A 17,681-nucleotide genomic window follows, 5' to 3' on the forward strand; every position below is an offset into this window, starting at 1 on the left:
TGCCGATCCCCATGGTTCATTATCACCGCAGGTCAACTGCGGTAGGGGCGACATGGTCTTGATCGAATCTTGAGCCAACTCAGCAATGCGCCTTGAGTTCGGTTCGGCAGTGTCTATGAGGTTGGCCTTGATCGGCTAACGGACACATTCGCTGCTAGTTACTCAGGACTGACATCGTGACCCAAACCCCTGCCGGACCACGCCCGCGCCTCCAAACCCGACCCCACCCGGTCAGGATCCTGCTCGCCTCTGCCGCAACCCTGGCGCTGGCCGCCGTTACCGCCCCTGGAGCAAGCGCTGAACCTGCACCAGCGCAGGGAGCGGCCCTGCAGACCTCATCCAGCGTTTCGGCCCTCGCAGGCCAATCCGAGCAGATGGTGGTGGTGCCCGTGACGGCCGGCTTGGAACCCACCCGGGTGAAGGGGACAATCGCGGTGTCGGGGAAGCCTGAGGGGATGGTCCGGGCCACGGTCAATGGCCGGATCATCCTCGAAAGCAACGCAGCAGCCACTGTTCCCCTCGACGAAGCAGTCAGCAGCGCCGACGTTGTTGGCCAGCAACTCTCCGTTGGACTGCAATACATTCCGGCAACGCAGACCATGTGCGTCCTGTCCAACTCCACGGCAACGCTCGGCAATCTGTCGGTTGACTTCAGCGGAACCGCCAAGGATCCCACCACCGTTGGCGAGTTCTTCCCGGCGTCCGTGCCCGCCGTCGTACTTCCCGTCCCGGCCGATCCCGGAGCAGATGTTTCCGCGGCCATCATGACCGCGTCGGCCGCCATGGCCCACCGCTACCCTGAGGCCAGCATCAGCGTGGTTCCGGACGCTGAACTCGCGGCCCGCACAGCCGGCCTGCCGGCAGGGAGCCGGATCATCAGCGTCGTCGCCGGCTCCGGGGACACCAACACACAGCTGACCGCTGCGGCCGGCCTTCCCCAACTCATCCTCAGCGGCCACGATGAACAACTCCGCACCGCAGCCCGGGCGTTCTCCAGCGATAAGACGGCGCTCGCGGTGACCTCCTCCGTCACCGGCCTTACCTCCGCGCTACCTGCCGCCCCCGGCCTGGTCCAGAGCCTCAAGGACCTCGGCAGCGCCACGCTCAAGCTCTCCGGCTACGGCACGCCGGAATCCTACGTCGGCGTTAGCCAGTCGCAGTTCGGCGGCCCGGTTTCCTCAGTGAAGGTCCAGCTCAAAGGCACCCACACAGCCGTCCCGGACAACGCCCATGCGCAGCTTTCGGTCTTCTGGAACGACTACCTGCTCGGCTCGAAAAACCTCGACGGCGGTGACACCTTCACGGTGGACGCCGAGGTTCCAGCGGGGCAGCTCCAGGCGAAGAACGGCCTGCGGATCCGCCTCGCTGCGCTCCCGGCCGGCGGTGACTGCACCGGGCCCGCGGGTGTCATGCCCATGGAAGTCACCCTCGATACCGCGGGTAGCACCCTCACCGCCGTCCGGGGCGCTTCCACGAAGGCAGGCTTCGCACGCTTTCCCCAGGCATTGGGCCAGAGCGTTGCCGTGGCCTTCGGAGACGGCAACGCCCAGGCAAACACCGTCAACGCAGCGTCCCTGACAGCGTCCCTGCAGCGGGACAGTGCCACCTTGCTGGACACCCGCGTGGTGGGCCTGGATACCCTGGCAGGCTCCAGCGAGCCCGGGCTGGTAGTGGGCGCCACCGCCGAGGTGGCCAACAAGCTCTCGGCGCCCCTGCGGTTGGCGGAGTTCCGCACCATCTCTCCGTCCGACGTCGAATATGGCGTGGGCACTACGGCGCCGTTCGGCGTGCTGGAAGCGTTCGAGCAGGGCGGCCGCGACCTGTTGCTGCTCGGTGCGTGGGCGCCGGAGGGCGACGCAGCTGCGGCGTCCACGTTGCAGGCATCCCTGGTCTCCCATGTGGGTGGCGTTGAAGGCGGGTGGGCTTCCCTGTCCCGCAATCTCCTGGTGACCCAACCCTCGGGAACCCCGGTCCTGCTGGAAAGCAACGTACTGGTTCCGCAGAAGGCTGTTACCGACGACTACCGTCCCTATGCCTGGTGGATCGGCGGAGCTGTCCTGGTGCTCGGACTGGCCTTCGCACTCCGGACCGTGCTCATGAGGCGTCGTGCCAAGGAAGCACAGACATACGTGGACGCTGAACAGGCGGCAACGGAACGGGCCGAACAGGCAGAGCAGGCCGAACCGGCAGAGCAGGCCGAACAGGCACATGGCAACTAGCGTCGCCACCCGGCGCCGGGCTGCCCACCGGCAGCCGGCGCTGCGGGCCCTGGTGTTGCTGGCCCGGAAGGGCTGGGTGCGGCTCGGTGCCCCGGTGGTTGGCCGCAAGGTCCCGGGCACCAGGATCGTCGCGGTGGTTTCGCTGCTGGTGGGCTACATCGCATGCCTTTACACGATCGGCCACGGCACCAACCTGGACTACTCCGACGCCCAAAGCCACCTGACCATCGCCCGGCGTATCTTCGACAGCAAGGCGCCCGGCTTTGAACAATTGGGCACCGTTTGGCTGCCCATGCCACACCTGCTGCTGGCACCGTTCGTGCTGAACATGTGGTTGTTCAGCACGGGCTGGGCTGCAGGAATCCTGGGTATCCTGGCGTTGTCCGCCACCGCCACCGGTTTGTACTTGATCGCCGCCCGCCTCGGGTTGGGAAGGGCGGGGCGGCTGGCCGCTACCCTGGTGGTCCTGGCCAACCCGGCGGTCCTCTACGTCTACACCACGGCGTTGACCGAGCCCGTGCTCATCATGTGCATCGTGGGAGGCATGGCCGGCCTGGCGCATTGGGCAACCAGCCGGCGCCGGATGAGTGCCGGCGAGCTGGCAGTCTTCGCCGGGATCCCATCGGCCGCCGCAGTGCTTTCCCGTTACGAGGGGTGGGCCTTGGTGATGACCGGAACGCTCTTTGTACTGATCGTGGCCAAACGCCGCACCGGCGGGTGGCGGGAAGCCTTCGTTATGGCCGGCGGCTACGTGATGATCCCGGCCGCGGCAGTGCTTTGGTGGATCTCCTATAACTGGGCCATCTACGGCAACCCGCTGGAGTTCATGTTTGGGCAATACTCCGCTTACGCGCAGCAAAAGAACATTACCGACGGCGGACTGTTGCCAACCAAGGGCAACCTGGGGCTGACGCTGACTACTTTCCACTGGTCGCTGCTGGAGACGGTCGGCGTCGTTGTCCTCGCCTTGGCGGCGTGCGGCGCCGTCGTACTGGTCTTCAGGCGCGGCTTCGCCAACAGCACTTTGCTGGTGGCGGTGACCGGCAGCGCTTATGCTTTTGCGCTGCTGAGCCTGTTCCTGGGCCAGACCGCCATCAACAACGATCACTCGCTGCCATCCACGTGGTGGAACAACCGCTTTGCGCTGACGGCCTTGCCGCTGGTGGCCATCCTGGTGGCCGTGTTCGTCGAGGAAATCACCAGGCCCGCACGGCTCAGGCTTTGGCTGACCGGCGCCTTGCTGGCAGGACTCGTGGTGCAGAACGTGTGGTGGAGCGAGGACCCAACTGGGCGGCTTGCCGTGCTGGCGGAAGGGCGGATGTCCGCTGAATCCACCACGAATTCCACGGCCGCGGCGCGCTGGCTCAACGAGCACTACGAGTCCGGCGGAATCCTGATGGACGAGAGTGCCCGGGGCAATGCGGTGCTTCCAGTGATGGGTATTCCGCTCAAGGAGATCTACAACCGAGCTTCCGGGGATTACTTCGGGCCGGCGCTGGAGGACCCCGCGAAGTACGCACAGTGGGTCTTCGTCAACGTTGAAGCAGGTGCAGGTGCGCGGGACTCCGGGCCCACGGACCTGGTGTACCAGGCGATCGGCAAGAACCCGTCCTTCAACGTCCGCTATTCCGTTGCCTTTTCCACCCCCACCCACCGGATCTATGAAAGGTCCTCCGACCGATGACTTCCTCTTCGCACCTTGCGGACGCCACGCTCAACCGGCAATCGATCGGACAGGCACTGCTCGCCGCCGGATTGGTAACACCGGAACAGTTGCAGCGGGCACTTGACCGGGCAGTGAGCGAAGGTGGATTGCTGGGCCGGCACCTCATCCTGGAAGCCGGCCTGGACCGGCGTCGGATTTATGAAGTCCTGGCTCAGCATTGGGAGGCGCCACTGGTGGACCTGGTTGCCGAACCGGCCGACGACCGGCTCATGGAGATGCTCGGCTACAGCGGACTGGGTGAACCACGTTGGCTGCCATGGCGGATGGAGGGAGACCTCCTGACAGTTGCCACGGCGGTGGCTCCGTCGGCGGCCATTGCGCACGAGGCGGCCCTGACGTTCGGGGCCAAGGACGTCGTCTTCCGGACCACCACTGACTGGGACATCAACCAGTCCATCCAGCGGTCCTTCCGCCGCCACCTCCTCTACGAGTCCGCCGAGCGCCTTGCCGAAGAACGGCCCGGAGAGTCCGCCCGCACCGCCCTGACACAATGGCAGCGCTACCTTCCGGTGGTCCTGGTCCTGGGAATGGTGGCCGCCTTCGTGCTCTCGCCGCTGACTGCGATCATCGTGTTGTTGGCCGCTGCGAACATCGTGTTCCTGGTGAGCATCGGCTTCAAGACACTTGCCAGCCTTCGCAGCCCTTTCGACCGTTTGCATGACGCCGCGGTGGCCAAGGCCAGGGATAAGGAGAGGGCCGGCCGCGGGTTGCCTCCCTTGGCGGAGGAACGGGTTCCCGATGGGGAGTTGCCCGTCTACACCATCCTGGTGCCCGTGTTCCGGGAAGCCAACATCATCGATAAGCTGCTGACCAACCTGGGCCAGTTGGACTATCCGCGGTCCAAGTTGGATGTCCTGGTCCTCCTGGAAGAGGACGACGCCGAGACCATCGCCGCAGCGAAAGCCTCACGGCCGCCGGAGTATGTCCGCATCCTCATCGTGCCCAAGGGCGATCCGCAGACCAAGCCCAGGGCCTGCAATTACGGGCTCACGTTCGCCCGCGGCGAGTATGTGGTCATTTACGACGCCGAGGACCGCCCGGAGCCCGGCCAGCTCCGCGCATCCATAGCCGCGTTCAAGCAGGACGAATTCGAGCGGAAACACCTTAACCCCAAGCGCAAGCCACTCATCTGCGTCCAAGCCGCGCTCAACTATTTCAATGCAGACCAAAACGTCCTCACCCGGATGTTCACCATCGAGTACACCCACTGGTTCGACTCGATGCTCCCTGGCCTGGACAACTCCGGAATCCCGCTGCCGCTGGGCGGCACGTCCAACCACTTTGTCACCGCCCTGCTGAAGGAAGTCGGCGCGTGGGATCCGTGGAACGTCACGGAAGACGCCGACCTGGGCCTCCGGGCTGCAGTGGACGGATACCGCGTGGGCGTCATCAATTCCACTACGTGGGAGGAAGCTTGCTCGCAGGTGCCGGCGTGGATCAAGCAACGCACGCGCTGGATCAAGGGCTACATGGTGACCTCGGCAGTCAATACGAGGAACACCCTGCGCTACATCAAGAGCACCGGGATTGCCGGCGCCGTCGGATTCCTCGGCCTGATCCTGGGAACACCCCTGGCTTTCCTGGCCTACCCGCTGGTTGTGGGGTTCACCGTAGTGACGTACATCGGGTACGACATCGTCGGCCTGGTCCTGCCCGAATGGCTCCTGGTAGGAGGCGTGGTCTCCATGCTGTTCGGAAACGCCATGATGATTGTTGTCTCCGGGGTTGCCACGCTCCGCCGCCACGGATGGCGGATCGCGATCTTCGCCCTGCTCAACCCGTTCTATTGGGTGCTGCACTCAGTGGCTGCGTGGCGGGCGGCATGGCAGATGCTCACCAGCCCGCACAAGTGGGAAAAGACGCCGCACGGGCTGGAAGCGGAGTACCACGACGACGGCCACTGGACTGCCTAGGGAGCGCACCTTGGTGGAGTACAGCTGATCTTGAGCAAATCTTGAGCAAATGCCGCATCGGGATTGAGTAAGCCCCGAGACACTGAACTCAATGCCGATGGATGACCAGCTGAGGGGGTTGGACATGGTGCTCGATGCGTTTTCGGTAAGAGTTGCCCTGGGCGTGGTTACAGTGACTCTCCTGGTGCTGTTCTGTACCTCATTCCACCGCACGCGCTCGCCGTATGCAGGCTGGTGGAGCCTGGCCTTGCTGGAGTTCATGGTGGGCAATGCTGCTTTCCTTCTGAACGGCACCCCTCACCAACAGTGGGCCAACCCCTTGGGCAACGTCCTGGTGGTGGCGGGTGCATTCAGCGTTTGGGCTGGGGCGAAGACCCTGCGGGACCAGAAAGCGCCGCCGTGGCAGTTGGCCATTGGACCAGCCGTAACAGCTATCGCTTCCATCCTGGAGAGCCCCGCAACCAATGTGTGGTCCGGAGGGTTCGTGTACCTGGCCATGATGACCGTGGGCATTTCGTTGGCCGCCTACGATCTGTGGTTCATCAAGTCCTCGCACTCCCAAGTCCACAAAGCGCTGTCCATTGCCGCAGGCCTGTTGGCCATCTATTACATGGGCCGCTGGATGGTTTATGCATTGGAGGGACCGGCGAGCCACGCCTTCACCACCTACTTTGGCCCCGGACCCTCCGCGCTGATATCCATGGTTCTTCTGGTCACCGTGTCTTTCAGCATGACAGCGCTCACCAGCGATCAGCTCATCAGGGGCCTCAAGGAACGCGCAGCCCGGGATCACCTCACCGGCCTCCTCAACCGCGGCACCTTCCTGGACTTGGCCGGTACTGAACTGAACCGACTGCACTCCACGGGATCCGGCGCGGCTGTAGTCCTGGCCGACCTGGACCACTTCAAAGCTGTCAACGACGAATACGGCCATGGTGCCGGGGATGTGGCCCTGCGGGCCTTCGCCGAAGCCTGCGGCGCTTCGGTCAGGTCCACGGACCTCATCGGACGCTACGGCGGCGAAGAGTTCATTCTGTTCCTGCCCGGGGCCACCCAGGATCGTGCCGAAAGCATCGCAGCGGAAATCAGCCGCCGCATGGCAGCCACACCGGCGCCTGAAGGCGTCTCCTTCCCCACCATCAGCTACGGAGTCACCTCCAGCATCCCTGCCGGCGCCGATCTGACATTCATGATCGAAGTAGCGGACGCAGCCCTCTACAGCGCCAAAGCACAAGGAAGAAACCGGATTGTAGGAGCTGACCGCCTCGAGGCGGCAATTATCGCGGATGAGGCACGATCATGACCTTCAACGAACTCACCACCAGGATCCAGGTCCAGCACACCCAGGAGCTATCCGCCTTCCGGCAAAACATCACCAGTGCTCCCTACATGGCGGGAACACCCACCTCGCTGAATGCGGACCGCCGCTCGGTCAGGATGGGGCCTGTTCAGTCGGTGGAGGATGGAAATGCCAACCTGACCATAGTGGCCGACGTCGAAGGCCTCGCCTGGTTCACGGCCGACAAAGGCCTTCTGGGAAGCTGCATCACAGTATCCATCGCGGGACACCGCAGGAATACCGGCACCCGCGTCCACCTTCCGCTGGCCGAATGCGACGCTTGGATCGAGGCCATCCTCGGCGGATCCTGGATCACCCACGTGTACCGCGCCGGCAAGCGGGTGGAGCCTGACGGCAGGCTGGACATTGCCTCCTACCGGCTCTTCCTGGACGAACGCCGCAATCCCGTGGACAAACCTCAGGCTGTCGCCGACACCACGCTGCGGCGCCTGGAAGAATCGTGACCAGCACCAAGCCTCGAAGGCTGGTCTCAACTGACGATGCCCGCATCGAAAAACTGGAACGGCACGTCCAGGCCCTGATGCAAGAGCTCCACCAAGCACGTTATGAGCAGCGGCGGGAGGCGCTCACCGATGCGCTCACCGGGCTCGGCAACCGTTTGGCCTTGGTGGACGCGTTCACCGCGGCCCGCGATTCCGCTGCCCGGGGCGCCGCTCCGCCTGTGCTACTCCTGCTGAACCTGGACAGTTTCAAAGCACTAAAGAACTCTGCCGGCCATGCCGCGGGTGACCAGGTTCTGGTCACCGTTGCGATGCGCATACAGTCGGCTGTCCGGGAGAACGACGTCGTTACCCGCCTGGGTGGCGACGAATTCGCCGTGCTGTTGCCCGCCACGCCCCAAACCCGGGCCACCGCCGTCGGCAACCGGATCCTGGCCGCGCTGGAACCCGCCATCGATCTCGGGAACAACAGTGTCCGCTGCGGTGCCAGCATGGGCCTGCGGATCGCAGAGCCGCACCACACCCTCGAGGACCTCCTCCAGGAAGCCGATTTTGCGGTCGACGAGTCCAAGAGCGAGGGACGTAGCAAGCTCAAGGTGTTCGACCCTGCCACCCTGCACGCCCGTCAGCTCCAGCGGCAGATTGTGGGCGAACTTCGCGAAGCGATCCGCTCGGATCAGCTGGTTCTCTTCTATCAACCGATCGTGGAACTGGCGAGTGGAAGGTTAGAGGGCTGCGAGGCCTTGGTCCGCTGGAACCACCCCGTACATGGCCTCATCATGCCGGACCAGTTCATCCCTGTTGCCGAAGCGACGGGGCTCATCGCGGAGCTGGGCAGGTGGGTCCTGCGTACCGCCGTGGGTCAACTCCGGCATTGGCGGGACAACCCGGCCACCGCACACCATGACTTTTCCATGCGCATCAATGTTTCAGCCGCGGACCTTCAAAGCCTGGAATTCGTGGACGACGTCAGCGAGGCCCTGGCGGAGGAAAGCCTGACCCCGGAATCCCTGGTCCTGGAGTTGACCGAGAGCGCCATCATCCAGAACAACGAACTGGACCGATACACCCTGGCAAGCCTGCACAGGCTTGGCGTGGGAATGGAGATCGACGACTTCGGTGCCGGCTACTCGTCCATGGGCTACCTGAGGAAACTCCCCGTGGACCGGGTAAAAGTGGACCGGCAGTTCGTGAAGGACCTCGGAAAAGACCCTTCCCAGCTCAAGTTCCTTGCCGCCATCCAGGAGGTCATCCGATCGTGCGGGCTTGAAGGCGTTTGGGAAGGCATCGAGACCGCCGACGAGGCAGAGGCGCTGCGGAGCATCGGCTGCGCAAGCGGCCAAGGCTATTACTTCGGCAGGCCTTTGCCGGAGGGCGAATTCACGGCGCAGCTGGCGCGGCAGACTGTTTGGCCGGCTTAAACAAGCAACGCGGGGTCACTTAGGGCCCATCCCGAAGGGATTTATGGGCTGTAAGTGACCCCGCGTTGCTTTAGGCGGGGAGGATCAGCCGAAGTACTTCGGCAGGGTGGCTTCGTGTGCTTCGCGGAGAGCATCCAGGGAGAGCTCGTCCACGCCGTTGATCTCCAGCTTTCCGCCGGCGGCGTCAACAACGCCGATCCGGAGGTGGGCGAAGCCGCGGGCGGTGCACATGTCCTTGAACCGGACTTCCTCGGAGCGGGGAACGGACACGATCGCACGTGCCTGTGACTCGGAGAAGAGCGCGGTGAACAGGTCCACGCCGTCGCGCTCCATGAGTTCCTCAAGGGCGATGCGGGCGCCGACGCCGTAGCGCAGCGAGGACTCCACCAAGGCAGCCGCGAGGCCACCCTCGGAGAGGTCGTGTGCTGCGTCAACCATGCCGTCGCGGGAAGCGTTGATCAGGATCTCGCCCAACGCGCGCTCTGCTGCGAGGTCAACCTTCGGCGGCAGGCCACCGAGGTGTCCGCGGAGGTTTGACCATTCCGAACCGTCCAACTCTGCTGCGGTGGTGCCCAGCAGGTAGATGGCCTGGCCGTCCTCGCGCCAGCCCGACGGCGTGCGGCGGGCGACGTCGTCGAGCTTGCCCAGGACAGCCACCACAGGGGAGGGGTGGATGGGCGTGGTGCCGGTCTGGTTGTACAGGGACACGTTGCCGCCCGTGACCGGGATGCCGAGTTCCATGCAGGCGTCGGAGAGGCCACGGATGGCTTCTGCGAGCTGCCACATGACGTCCGGGTCCTCGGGGGAACCGAAGTTCAGGCAGTCGCTGACGGCCATCGGAACAGCGCCGGACGTGGCGACGTTGCGGTAGGCCTCGGCCAAGGCAAGCTGTGCACCCTGGTACGGCTCGAGGTAGGTGTAGCGGCCGTTGGCGTCGGTGGCCAGGGCAACGCCCAGGCCGGTTTCCTCGTCAACGCGGACCACACCGGAGTCGTCCGGGAAGGCCATGGCAGTGTTGCCGCCCACGTAGCGGTCGTACTGGTTGGTGATCCAGGCCTTGCTGCACATGTTCGGCGATGCCACGAGCTCGGTGACGGCTGCGGCGAGCTCCGAGGGAGCCGAAGGACGGCCGGCGTCCTCGACGGAACCGGTGAAGGTGTTGGCCTGAACCGAGTCCTGCCACTCCGGGCGGGCGAACGGACGGTCGTAGACCGGTCCGTCGTGCGCTACGGTGCGGGGATCGACGTCGACGATTACGTCGCCTTCCCAGGTGATGATGAGGCGACCGGTGTCGGTAACCTCACCCAGCCAGGAGTACTCCACGGCCCACTTGTCCATCACGGCTTCGAACGCGGCGATGTTCTCCGGGGTCACGACGGCCATCATGCGTTCCTGCGACTCGGACATGAGGATTTCGCCCGGAGTCAGCGTGGGGTCGCGCAGCAGGACGGAGGTCAGCTCCACCTGCATGCCGCCGTCGCCATTGGAAGCGAGCTCGGACGTGGCACAGGAAATACCTGCAGCGCCGAGGTCCTGGATGCCTTCAACCAAGGAGCCCTTGAAGAGCTCCAGGCAGCACTCGATGAGGACCTTCTCAGCGAAGGGGTCACCCACCTGGACGGCCGGACGCTTGGAGGGCTTGGTGTCATCGAAGGACTCCGAGGCCAGCACCGAAGCGCCGCCGATGCCGTCGCCACCCGTGCGGGCACCGAACAGGACAACCTTGTTGCCCTTGCCGGAGGCGTTGGCCAGGCGGATGTCCTCGTGGCGCATGACGCCCACGGCCAGTGCGTTCACCAGCGGGTTGCCCTGGTAGACGGAGTCGAAGACCATTTCGCCGCCGATGTTCGGCAGGCCAAGGCAGTTGCCGTAGCCGCCGATGCCGGCAACGGCGCCATGCATGACGCGGGCCGTGTCCGGGTGGTCGATCGCACCGAAGCGCAACGGGTCCATCACGGCCACCGGGCGGGCACCCATGGAGATGATGTCGCGGACGATGCCGCCGATGCCGGTAGCGGCACCCTGGTACGGCTCAACGAACGACGGCGAGTTGTGGGACTCGATCTTGAAGGTCACGGCCCAGCCGTCGCCCAGGTTGGTGACGCCGGCGTTCTCGCCGATGCCCACCAGCATGTCCTTCTTCATTTCCTCGGTGACCTTCTCGCCGAACTGGCGGAGGTGGTTCTTGGAGGACTTGTAGGAGCAGTGTTCGCTCCACATGACGGAGTACATGGCCAGCTCGGCGCCGGTGGGGCGGCGGCCAAGGACCTTGACGATCTCGTCGAATTCGTTCTGCTTCAGGCCCAGTTCGGCCCACGGGAGTTCCGTGTCCGGGGTCTTGGCCGCGTGCTCAACGGTGTCGATGTTGAACTTCTTGGTGGTTTCCGTGGTCACTTGTCGCCTCCCACAATCTTGGTCAGTACGGAGGTGAAGAAGCCCAGGCCGTCGGTGTCCAGGCCGCCGGTTCCATCAAGCGATTCGGGACCGAAGCCAGCCTCAACAGCGTGCTCGGGGTGCGGCATGAGGCCCACCACGTTGCCCGCGGCGTTGGAGATGCCGGCGATGTCGCGGCGGGAGCCGTTCGGGTTGAAGCCCACGTAGCGGAACACCACGCGGCCCTCAGCCTCGAGGGCATCCAGGGTCTTCTCGTCGGCGATGTACTGGCCGTCCTGGTTCTTCAACGGCACAATGATTTCCTGGCCGTCCGTGTAGTCCACGGTCCAGGCGGTGTTGGCGTTCTCCACGCGCAGCGTCTGGTCGCGGCAGATGAACTTCAGGTGGTCGTTCTTGATCATGGACCCGGGCAGCAGGTGCGACTCGGTCAGGATCTGGAAGCCGTTGCAAATACCCAGAACCGGGAGCTTGGCGTCGGAGTTGGCAGCGTCGATGATCTTGGACATCAACGGAGCGAACCGGGAAATGGCGCCGGCACGGAGGTAGTCACCGTAGGAGAAACCGCCGGGGATGATGACTGCGTCAACATCGCCGAGTTCGCTGTCGGCGTGCCAGAGCGGCACCGCCGTAGCGCCTGCAAGCCGCACTGCACGGGCGGCGTCGCGGTCGTCAAGGGTTCCGGGGAAGGTCACAACGCCGATCTTGGCGCCTGCCAAGCGGGGTTCCGCGGCGACGGCTACAGCCTCGCCAATCAGGGGGATCGACGTCATATCAGGCCTCGACGACCTCGACGTTGACAACATCCTCGATCACCGGGTTGGACAGGAGGGTCTCGGCAGCTTCACGGGCCTGGGCCAGGATAGCGTCGGTCACCTCGCCGTCGACCGTCAATTCGAAGCGCTTGCCTTGGCGGACTGCGCTGAAGCTGTTGAAGCCGAGGCGGGGCAGAGCACCCACGATGGCCTTCCCCTGGGGGTCCAGAATCTCGGGCTTGGGCATGACGTCAACGACGATCCGGGGCATCCGGTAACTCCTGTGCGTGAGTTGGGTGAACCTTAAATAAGGCTGCCGCGGAGGTGCCGTCTCACGCCGTTCAGCCGCATTCAAACAGCGTTTCGAACACAGGGTTGGACACGGTGGTGAACTGCAATGTTTGAACGGCATGGGGGGCGCTCCGCGAGCTTGCACACCCATTCTACCGGGCGCGGCGCGCATACCCTATTCAGCCGGAATGCGCGAGGGCACCCCGCCGAGGCGGGGCAAATTGGACCAGATGGCGGCCCGATACAGGTACTGGAAAACGGCCGACGGCGGCACTGGCCGCGCGTGGTGGGCGTCACTAGGATTGCGGCATGGCTGAGAAACCGAAATCGATGGTGCTGGGCGTTGTGGCCGCGGCAGTTTTTGCTGGTTTGGGCCGTATGGTCATCCAGAAAATCATGGCGGACAGGGCTGCCCGCGAGAACCGGGTGACCGCTCCGCTGGATGCGGAAACGCGAGCCAGGATCAGCGACGCCCTGCGCAGGCCAAGTAAGTAATACCTAACGTTCAAACCGCCGTTTTGCGGCGGAATGGCGCGGATTAGGGCACAGACAAATGCGCTATTCGAAGGGGTTAAATAGCGTGGTTCCGGCGTAGTTTGGAGAGTACACGCGGGGTTCAACCCCAGTACTATTCAGGATCCACACCAGGAGGAACAATGACCGAACACGTTGCCGAAGTATCCGCCTGCAGCGTTGGCACTTGCGGGTTCAACCACAATGGCTGCACGGCCTTCGGAATCACCATTGGCGGAACCACGGATCACGCATCGTGCGCCACGTTCATCGACACGAATGCCATGGGTGGCCTCCCCAAGGTCCTCGCCCACGTAGGAGCCTGCCAGCGCTCGGAGTGCGTCCACAACAACAACCTCATGTGCGAGGCACACGACGTCAAGGTTGGTCCGGGCCGCGAAGCCGCCGACTGCCTGACGTACGAGCACGCCTGATATTCCACGAAGAAGCGGGTCTGCCCTCCTTGGAGGACAGGCCCGCTTCTTTGTGGGTGCGTGCTACTTCTTCCTAGCCGGCCACCTGGTTGGTCAGTGGCTTGCCGTCCTTCAATGCTGAGATGTTCTCCGTGACCAGGTGGGCCGAACCCTTGGGGCGGTTGCCTGCCACGTGGGGCGTGATGATGAGGTTCGGGGCCGCCCACAGCTTCGAATCGGCGGGCAGCGGCTCAACCTTGGTGACATCGAGGGCCGCGGCGCGCAGGCGGCCCTCCTGCAGTGCCGCAAGGAGGGCGTCTTCGTCAACCGTGGCACCGCGGCCCACGTTGACGAATATGGCGGTCTGGGGGAGGGCTCGGAGGATGTCTTCGTTGAGGGCGTCGGTGGTCTCGTCCGTGGCGGGCAGGATGGAAATCAGGACGTCGGTGGTGCCCAGAACCTCGGGTAGCTCGCCTGTTGAAACCACAGGGAATCCATAGCGCTCACCCTTGGAGTTGGCCACGCCGGTGACTTTCGCACCCAGGGCGGTCAGCAGGGGAGCGAGCCGCCCCGCGATGGAGCCGAAGCCCCAAATGGTGACGTTGGCGCCGTCGAGCGTGTAGAGCTGTTCGGTTGCCGGGTTGGACTGTGCCTCGTTGTAGGGCTTGTTCCACGTGGCTGCCTTTTGGGATTCCAGCAGAACGTCCAGCCTGCGGGTTGCTGCCAGTACGAGCGCCAGGGCGTGTTCGGCGACGGGGCCGTCATGGAGTGAGCGGCCTGAGGTGATGGCCACGCTGTCTGCGAAGCCTGCTGCCAGCACGGGGTCCGGTCCGGCTGCGAGGGTTTGCACCAGCTTGAGGGTGGGCATCGAGCGGGCGGCGTCGGTCAGGTTCTCCGTGGTGTTGCGCCACACCACCAGGACCTCCGCGTCGCGGTGCTCGCTGGGAATGAGTTTGTCTACTGCGTAAACCACCGCGTTATCCCCTGCCGCGGTGAGGTGGGCGAGGTCAAGGTCGATGGTGTCGGGGACAAGGATTTTCACGGCGACTCCAGGGTTCGAAAGACGTTGGCGGTTTCGCTTTCGAGGCTACAGCTTTGCCGCGTCGAAGGGCTTCCCCCAACTTCATCCCTAGCAATGTGACGCCCAACACCCTATGGTTGTAGGACGTTCGACGTAGCACGTAACACGAACGCCCATCGTGATGATTCGAAAGGACACTGGATTTGAAATCCATACCCCCTGCACCATCGCTCGCCCGTATCGCAGCCGCCGGCGCACTGAGCCTGGGCCTCCTGGCAGGCCTCGGCCTCCCGGCCATCGCCGCACCGATCCCACCAAGCAACCCCACTGCAGCTCCCGGCACCTTCACTGAGGCCAACATCGGTGCCGACCGTACAGGCGCCAACTTCTTCTACCGGATCCCCGCCTTGACGTACCTGGGCAACAACGTGGTGCTCGCGGCCTGGGATGGGCGTCCGGATTCAGCCGCGGACGCTCCCAATCCGAACTCGATCGTGCAGCGCCGCAGCACCGACGGCGGCCAGACCTGGGGGCCGGTCACGGTCATCGCGGCCGGCCATGTGGGCGATGCCAGCGGTCCCAAGTACGGCTACAGCGACCCCTCCTACATCTACGACTCTGAGGCGGGGAAGGTCTTCGCGTTCTTCGTGTACTCCAAGGACCAGGGCTTCGGTGGCAGCCAGTTCGGCAACAACGACGCTGACCGGACCGTGATTTCCTCGGCAGTCATCGAGTCCTCCGATGGTGGGGTCACCTGGAGCCAGCCGCGGCTCATCACCAATGTGACCAAGCCCGGAACCAGCAAGACCAGCCCCGCAGCAGGCGATGTCCGGTCCAACTTCGCGTCCTCCGGCGAGGGCATCCAACTCAAGTACGGCCAGTACAAGGGCCGCCTGATCCAGCAGTACGCAGGGGACATCCGCCAGGCGGACGGCACCAACAAGATCCAGGCCTACAGCGTCTACTCCGATGACCACGGCGCCACCTGGCACAAGGGCGCCAACGTCGGTGACCGCATGGACGAGAACAAGACCGTGGAACTCTCCGACGGCCGCGTGCTCCTGAACTCACGGGACAACGCCAACCAGGGCTACCGCAAGGTGGCCATCTCCACGGACGGCGGCGCCACCTATGGTCCCGTCACGCAGGACACCGAACTCCCGGATCCTGCCAACAACGGCGCCATTGCCCGCATGTTCCCCAACGCGGCGCAGGGCTCCACCGATGCCAGGAAGCTCATCTTCACCAACGCCAACTCCAAGACCGGCCGCGAAAACGTCTCCGCCCGCGTCTCTTGCGACGACGGTGCAACCTGGCCCGGCGTCCGCACCATCCGGTCCGGCTTTTCCGCCTACTCCACGGTGAGCCGCCTCGGGGACGGCAAGTTCGGCGTGCTCTACGAGGGCAATTACACGGACAACATGCCGTTCGCGGCGTTCGATGACGCCTGGCTGAACTACGCCTGCGCCCCGCTCTCGGTCCCGGCTGTCACCACCGCGCCGGGGGCTACCCAGCAGGTGTCCGTGACCGTCACCAACCAGGAAGCCGTCACGTTGTCCGGCGCAACAGCCACTGTCTACACGCCCACTGGCTGGTCGGCCACCACGGTGCCGGTGCCCGCCGTCGCCCCCGGAGCCTCGGTAACCGTCAACGTCGCACTGACGGCGCCCGCGAACGCCAGCGGACCGCAGAACCTGAACGCCGCATTTACGACGGCGGATGGCCGGGTTTCGCAATTCACGTTCACGGCGACGGTGCCGGTGGCCCCGCAGGTAGGCCTGACCATCACGGGAACGGCTCCGACACGCGATGTCGTCGCCAGCCCGTACCAGGTGGGAGAGGTCCTCAGCTACTCGCTCAACGTCAAGAGCACGGCCAACGTCACGGCCAACTCAGTGCCGGTTTCCGGGACTTTCGACTCCGGCTTCCTGCCGCCGTCGGCCCCTAACTGCCGCTTCAACAACCTGGCCGCGGGTGCCAGCTACAATTGCACCACCGCCAAGCACATCATCACCGCTGCCGACGTTGAGCGGGGCTACTTCGTGCCTGAAGCCAGCTTCAGCATCACCGCAAGTTCGACGCCGTCCCTCACCAAGACTGTTCCGTTCGCCGGCGCTGCGGTCGCCCTGCGCGACGGACTGCTGACGGCAGACATCAGCGGGGCGCGTGCCGACGTCGGGCGTGACCTCGCAACCCAGCCGTACGCTGCAGGTGACGTGGTTCCGTATACGTTCGCAGTGAAGAACACCAGTCCGCTGGTTGAGAAGGTGGTCCCGACTGCCGGCAACTTCAGCCCGTTCCTTCCGGAAGGGCCGGGCAACTGCCGCTACGGTGTGCTGCCGGCCGGGCAGAGCTACCAATGCGCCACCCCACGGCACACCGTGACTGCTGAGGAAGCCGAACAGGGATTCTTCACTGCGAAGACCACTTGGGAAGTCAGTTCGGCAGGCCAAAGCACCAAGACCATCACGGTGGATGGCGGCGAAGTGGACCTCAAGGTTCGTGAACCCAAGCTTGAGGCCACCGTCTCGGCCGCGTGGGAAGACGCCGACGGCGACCGGTTCGCCAGTGCCGGTGATCCCGTCACGTACACCTACACGGTGGGCAACGCGGGCAATGTCGCCGTGACCGGTTTGGAAGCACCCGACGCCGGCATCTCGGCGGCTGCGCTCGCCGCCGGGTCCACGGTGACCGCTACGAGCGAGCATGTGCTGACGGCAGCAGATATCGCTGCCGGAACGCTCGGTGCCGTTTCCTTTGAGGCAAAGGCGCGCAACGGCTCCCGTGAAGTTGCCACTGCTGCCGAAGGTGATTCGCTGGTGCTGGCCGTGCAGCCGCTGCAACCGGAGACTGAGCCCACCGTGACCCACCAGAACCTGGGCACGCCGCCCACCGACCTGGGAACCGCGGACAAGTACCGCACGGGCCAGAAGGTGGTGCTGAAAGGCCTGGAATACGGGGACTGGTACTACGTCTACCTGAACAAGGCCAGCTACCGTCTGGGGTGGATCTTCCCCACCACGGACAACACCGTGGAATTCATCCTTCCCCCGGACGTCAAGAACGGGCGGGACGACGTGGTGGTCCTGGACAAGGACGGCGTCCAGGTCTCGTTTGACCGGCTGCAGGTGACGCCCAAGGGCTGATCATTGCCGTTCGACAACAGTAACGGACCGCAGGAACTTCCTGCGGTCCGTTACTGGTTGTTCCATGACAAA

Annotated in this window: 13 protein-coding genes; 9 read left to right on the forward strand and 4 right to left on the reverse strand. The window is 64.5% G+C overall.

What is annotated here, in order from left to right; genetic code table 11:
- Nucleotides 1-176 precede the first annotated feature (176 nt).
- From J3D46_RS07605 to J3D46_RS07630, 6 genes are all read left to right on the forward strand, one after another.
- Nucleotides 177-2,219 carry a cellulose biosynthesis cyclic di-GMP-binding regulatory protein BcsB gene (locus J3D46_RS07605; protein ID WP_253466152.1) on the forward strand — a complete coding sequence of 681 codons (2,043 nt, stop codon included), beginning with the start codon at nucleotides 177-179 and terminating at the stop codon, nucleotides 2,217-2,219.
- Nucleotides 2,209-3,903: a glycosyltransferase family 39 protein gene (locus J3D46_RS07610; protein ID WP_253466155.1), complete on the forward strand. Its 1,695-nt coding sequence runs from the start codon at nucleotides 2,209-2,211 to the stop codon at nucleotides 3,901-3,903. Before J3D46_RS07605 ends, J3D46_RS07610 begins: the two co-directional genes overlap by 11 nt.
- Nucleotides 3,900-5,858, forward strand: a complete 1,959-nt coding sequence (locus J3D46_RS07615; protein WP_231340339.1) for a glycosyltransferase family 2 protein — start codon at nucleotides 3,900-3,902, stop codon at nucleotides 5,856-5,858. Before J3D46_RS07610 ends, J3D46_RS07615 begins: the two co-directional genes overlap by 4 nt.
- 124 nt (nucleotides 5,859-5,982) lie before the next feature.
- Entirely contained in the window at nucleotides 5,983-7,161 is a 1,179-nt protein-coding gene (locus J3D46_RS07620; protein ID WP_253469171.1) for a GGDEF domain-containing protein, read from the forward strand.
- Entirely contained in the window at nucleotides 7,158-7,661 is a 504-nt protein-coding gene (locus J3D46_RS07625; protein ID WP_231340340.1) for a hypothetical protein, read from the forward strand. Before J3D46_RS07620 ends, J3D46_RS07625 begins: the two co-directional genes overlap by 4 nt.
- On the forward strand, nucleotides 7,658-9,079 hold the full coding sequence (locus tag J3D46_RS07630; protein WP_253466157.1) for an EAL domain-containing protein: 1,422 nt from the start codon (nucleotides 7,658-7,660) through the stop codon (nucleotides 9,077-9,079). Before J3D46_RS07625 ends, J3D46_RS07630 begins: the two co-directional genes overlap by 4 nt.
- An 84-nt stretch (nucleotides 9,080-9,163) precedes the next feature.
- On the opposite strand, the gene purL is transcribed toward J3D46_RS07630, so the two are convergent.
- Genes purL through purS form a run of 3 tightly spaced genes read right to left on the reverse strand, consistent with a single transcriptional unit; the run spans nucleotide 9,164 to nucleotide 12,496 of the window.
- The gene (gene purL, locus J3D46_RS07635; RefSeq protein WP_253466160.1) at nucleotides 9,164-11,473 is read right to left on the reverse strand and encodes a phosphoribosylformylglycinamidine synthase subunit PurL; all 2,310 of its coding nucleotides are present in this window, start codon (nucleotides 11,471-11,473) and stop codon (nucleotides 9,164-9,166) included.
- On the reverse strand, nucleotides 11,470-12,243 hold the full coding sequence (gene purQ, locus J3D46_RS07640) for a phosphoribosylformylglycinamidine synthase subunit PurQ (protein WP_253466163.1): 774 nt from the start codon (nucleotides 12,241-12,243) through the stop codon (nucleotides 11,470-11,472). Before purQ ends, purL begins: the two co-directional genes overlap by 4 nt.
- Nucleotide 12,244: 1 nt before the next feature.
- Entirely contained in the window at nucleotides 12,245-12,496 is a 252-nt protein-coding gene (purS, locus tag J3D46_RS07645; protein WP_011773385.1) for a phosphoribosylformylglycinamidine synthase subunit PurS, read from the reverse strand.
- Nucleotides 12,497-12,825: 329 nt separating this feature from the next.
- Between purS and J3D46_RS07650 the strand changes: the two genes are divergently transcribed.
- Nucleotides 12,826-13,011 carry a hypothetical protein gene (locus J3D46_RS07650; RefSeq protein ID WP_231340344.1) on the forward strand — a complete coding sequence of 62 codons (186 nt, stop codon included), beginning with the start codon at nucleotides 12,826-12,828 and terminating at the stop codon, nucleotides 13,009-13,011.
- A gap of 161 nt (nucleotides 13,012-13,172) precedes the next feature.
- On the forward strand, nucleotides 13,173-13,463 hold the full coding sequence (locus tag J3D46_RS07655; RefSeq protein ID WP_159705675.1) for a DUF1540 domain-containing protein: 291 nt from the start codon (nucleotides 13,173-13,175) through the stop codon (nucleotides 13,461-13,463).
- Nucleotides 13,464-13,536: 73 nt separating this feature from the next.
- Here J3D46_RS07655 and J3D46_RS07660 read toward each other — a convergent pair whose 3' ends face one another.
- Nucleotides 13,537-14,484: a phosphoglycerate dehydrogenase gene (locus J3D46_RS07660; protein WP_253466166.1), complete on the reverse strand. Its 948-nt coding sequence runs from the start codon at nucleotides 14,482-14,484 to the stop codon at nucleotides 13,537-13,539.
- Between the two features lie 182 nt (nucleotides 14,485-14,666).
- Here J3D46_RS07660 and J3D46_RS07665 point away from each other — a divergent pair, with 182 nt between their 5' ends.
- Nucleotides 14,667-17,609 (forward strand): exo-alpha-sialidase, encoded by a 2,943-nt coding sequence (locus tag J3D46_RS07665; protein WP_253466168.1) that lies wholly within the window; start codon nucleotides 14,667-14,669, stop codon nucleotides 17,607-17,609.
- The last annotated feature ends 72 nt before the right edge of the window (nucleotides 17,610-17,681 follow it).

This window comes from Paenarthrobacter sp. A20, from assembly GCF_024168825.1.
Classification (GTDB): domain Bacteria; phylum Actinomycetota; class Actinomycetes; order Actinomycetales; family Micrococcaceae; genus Arthrobacter.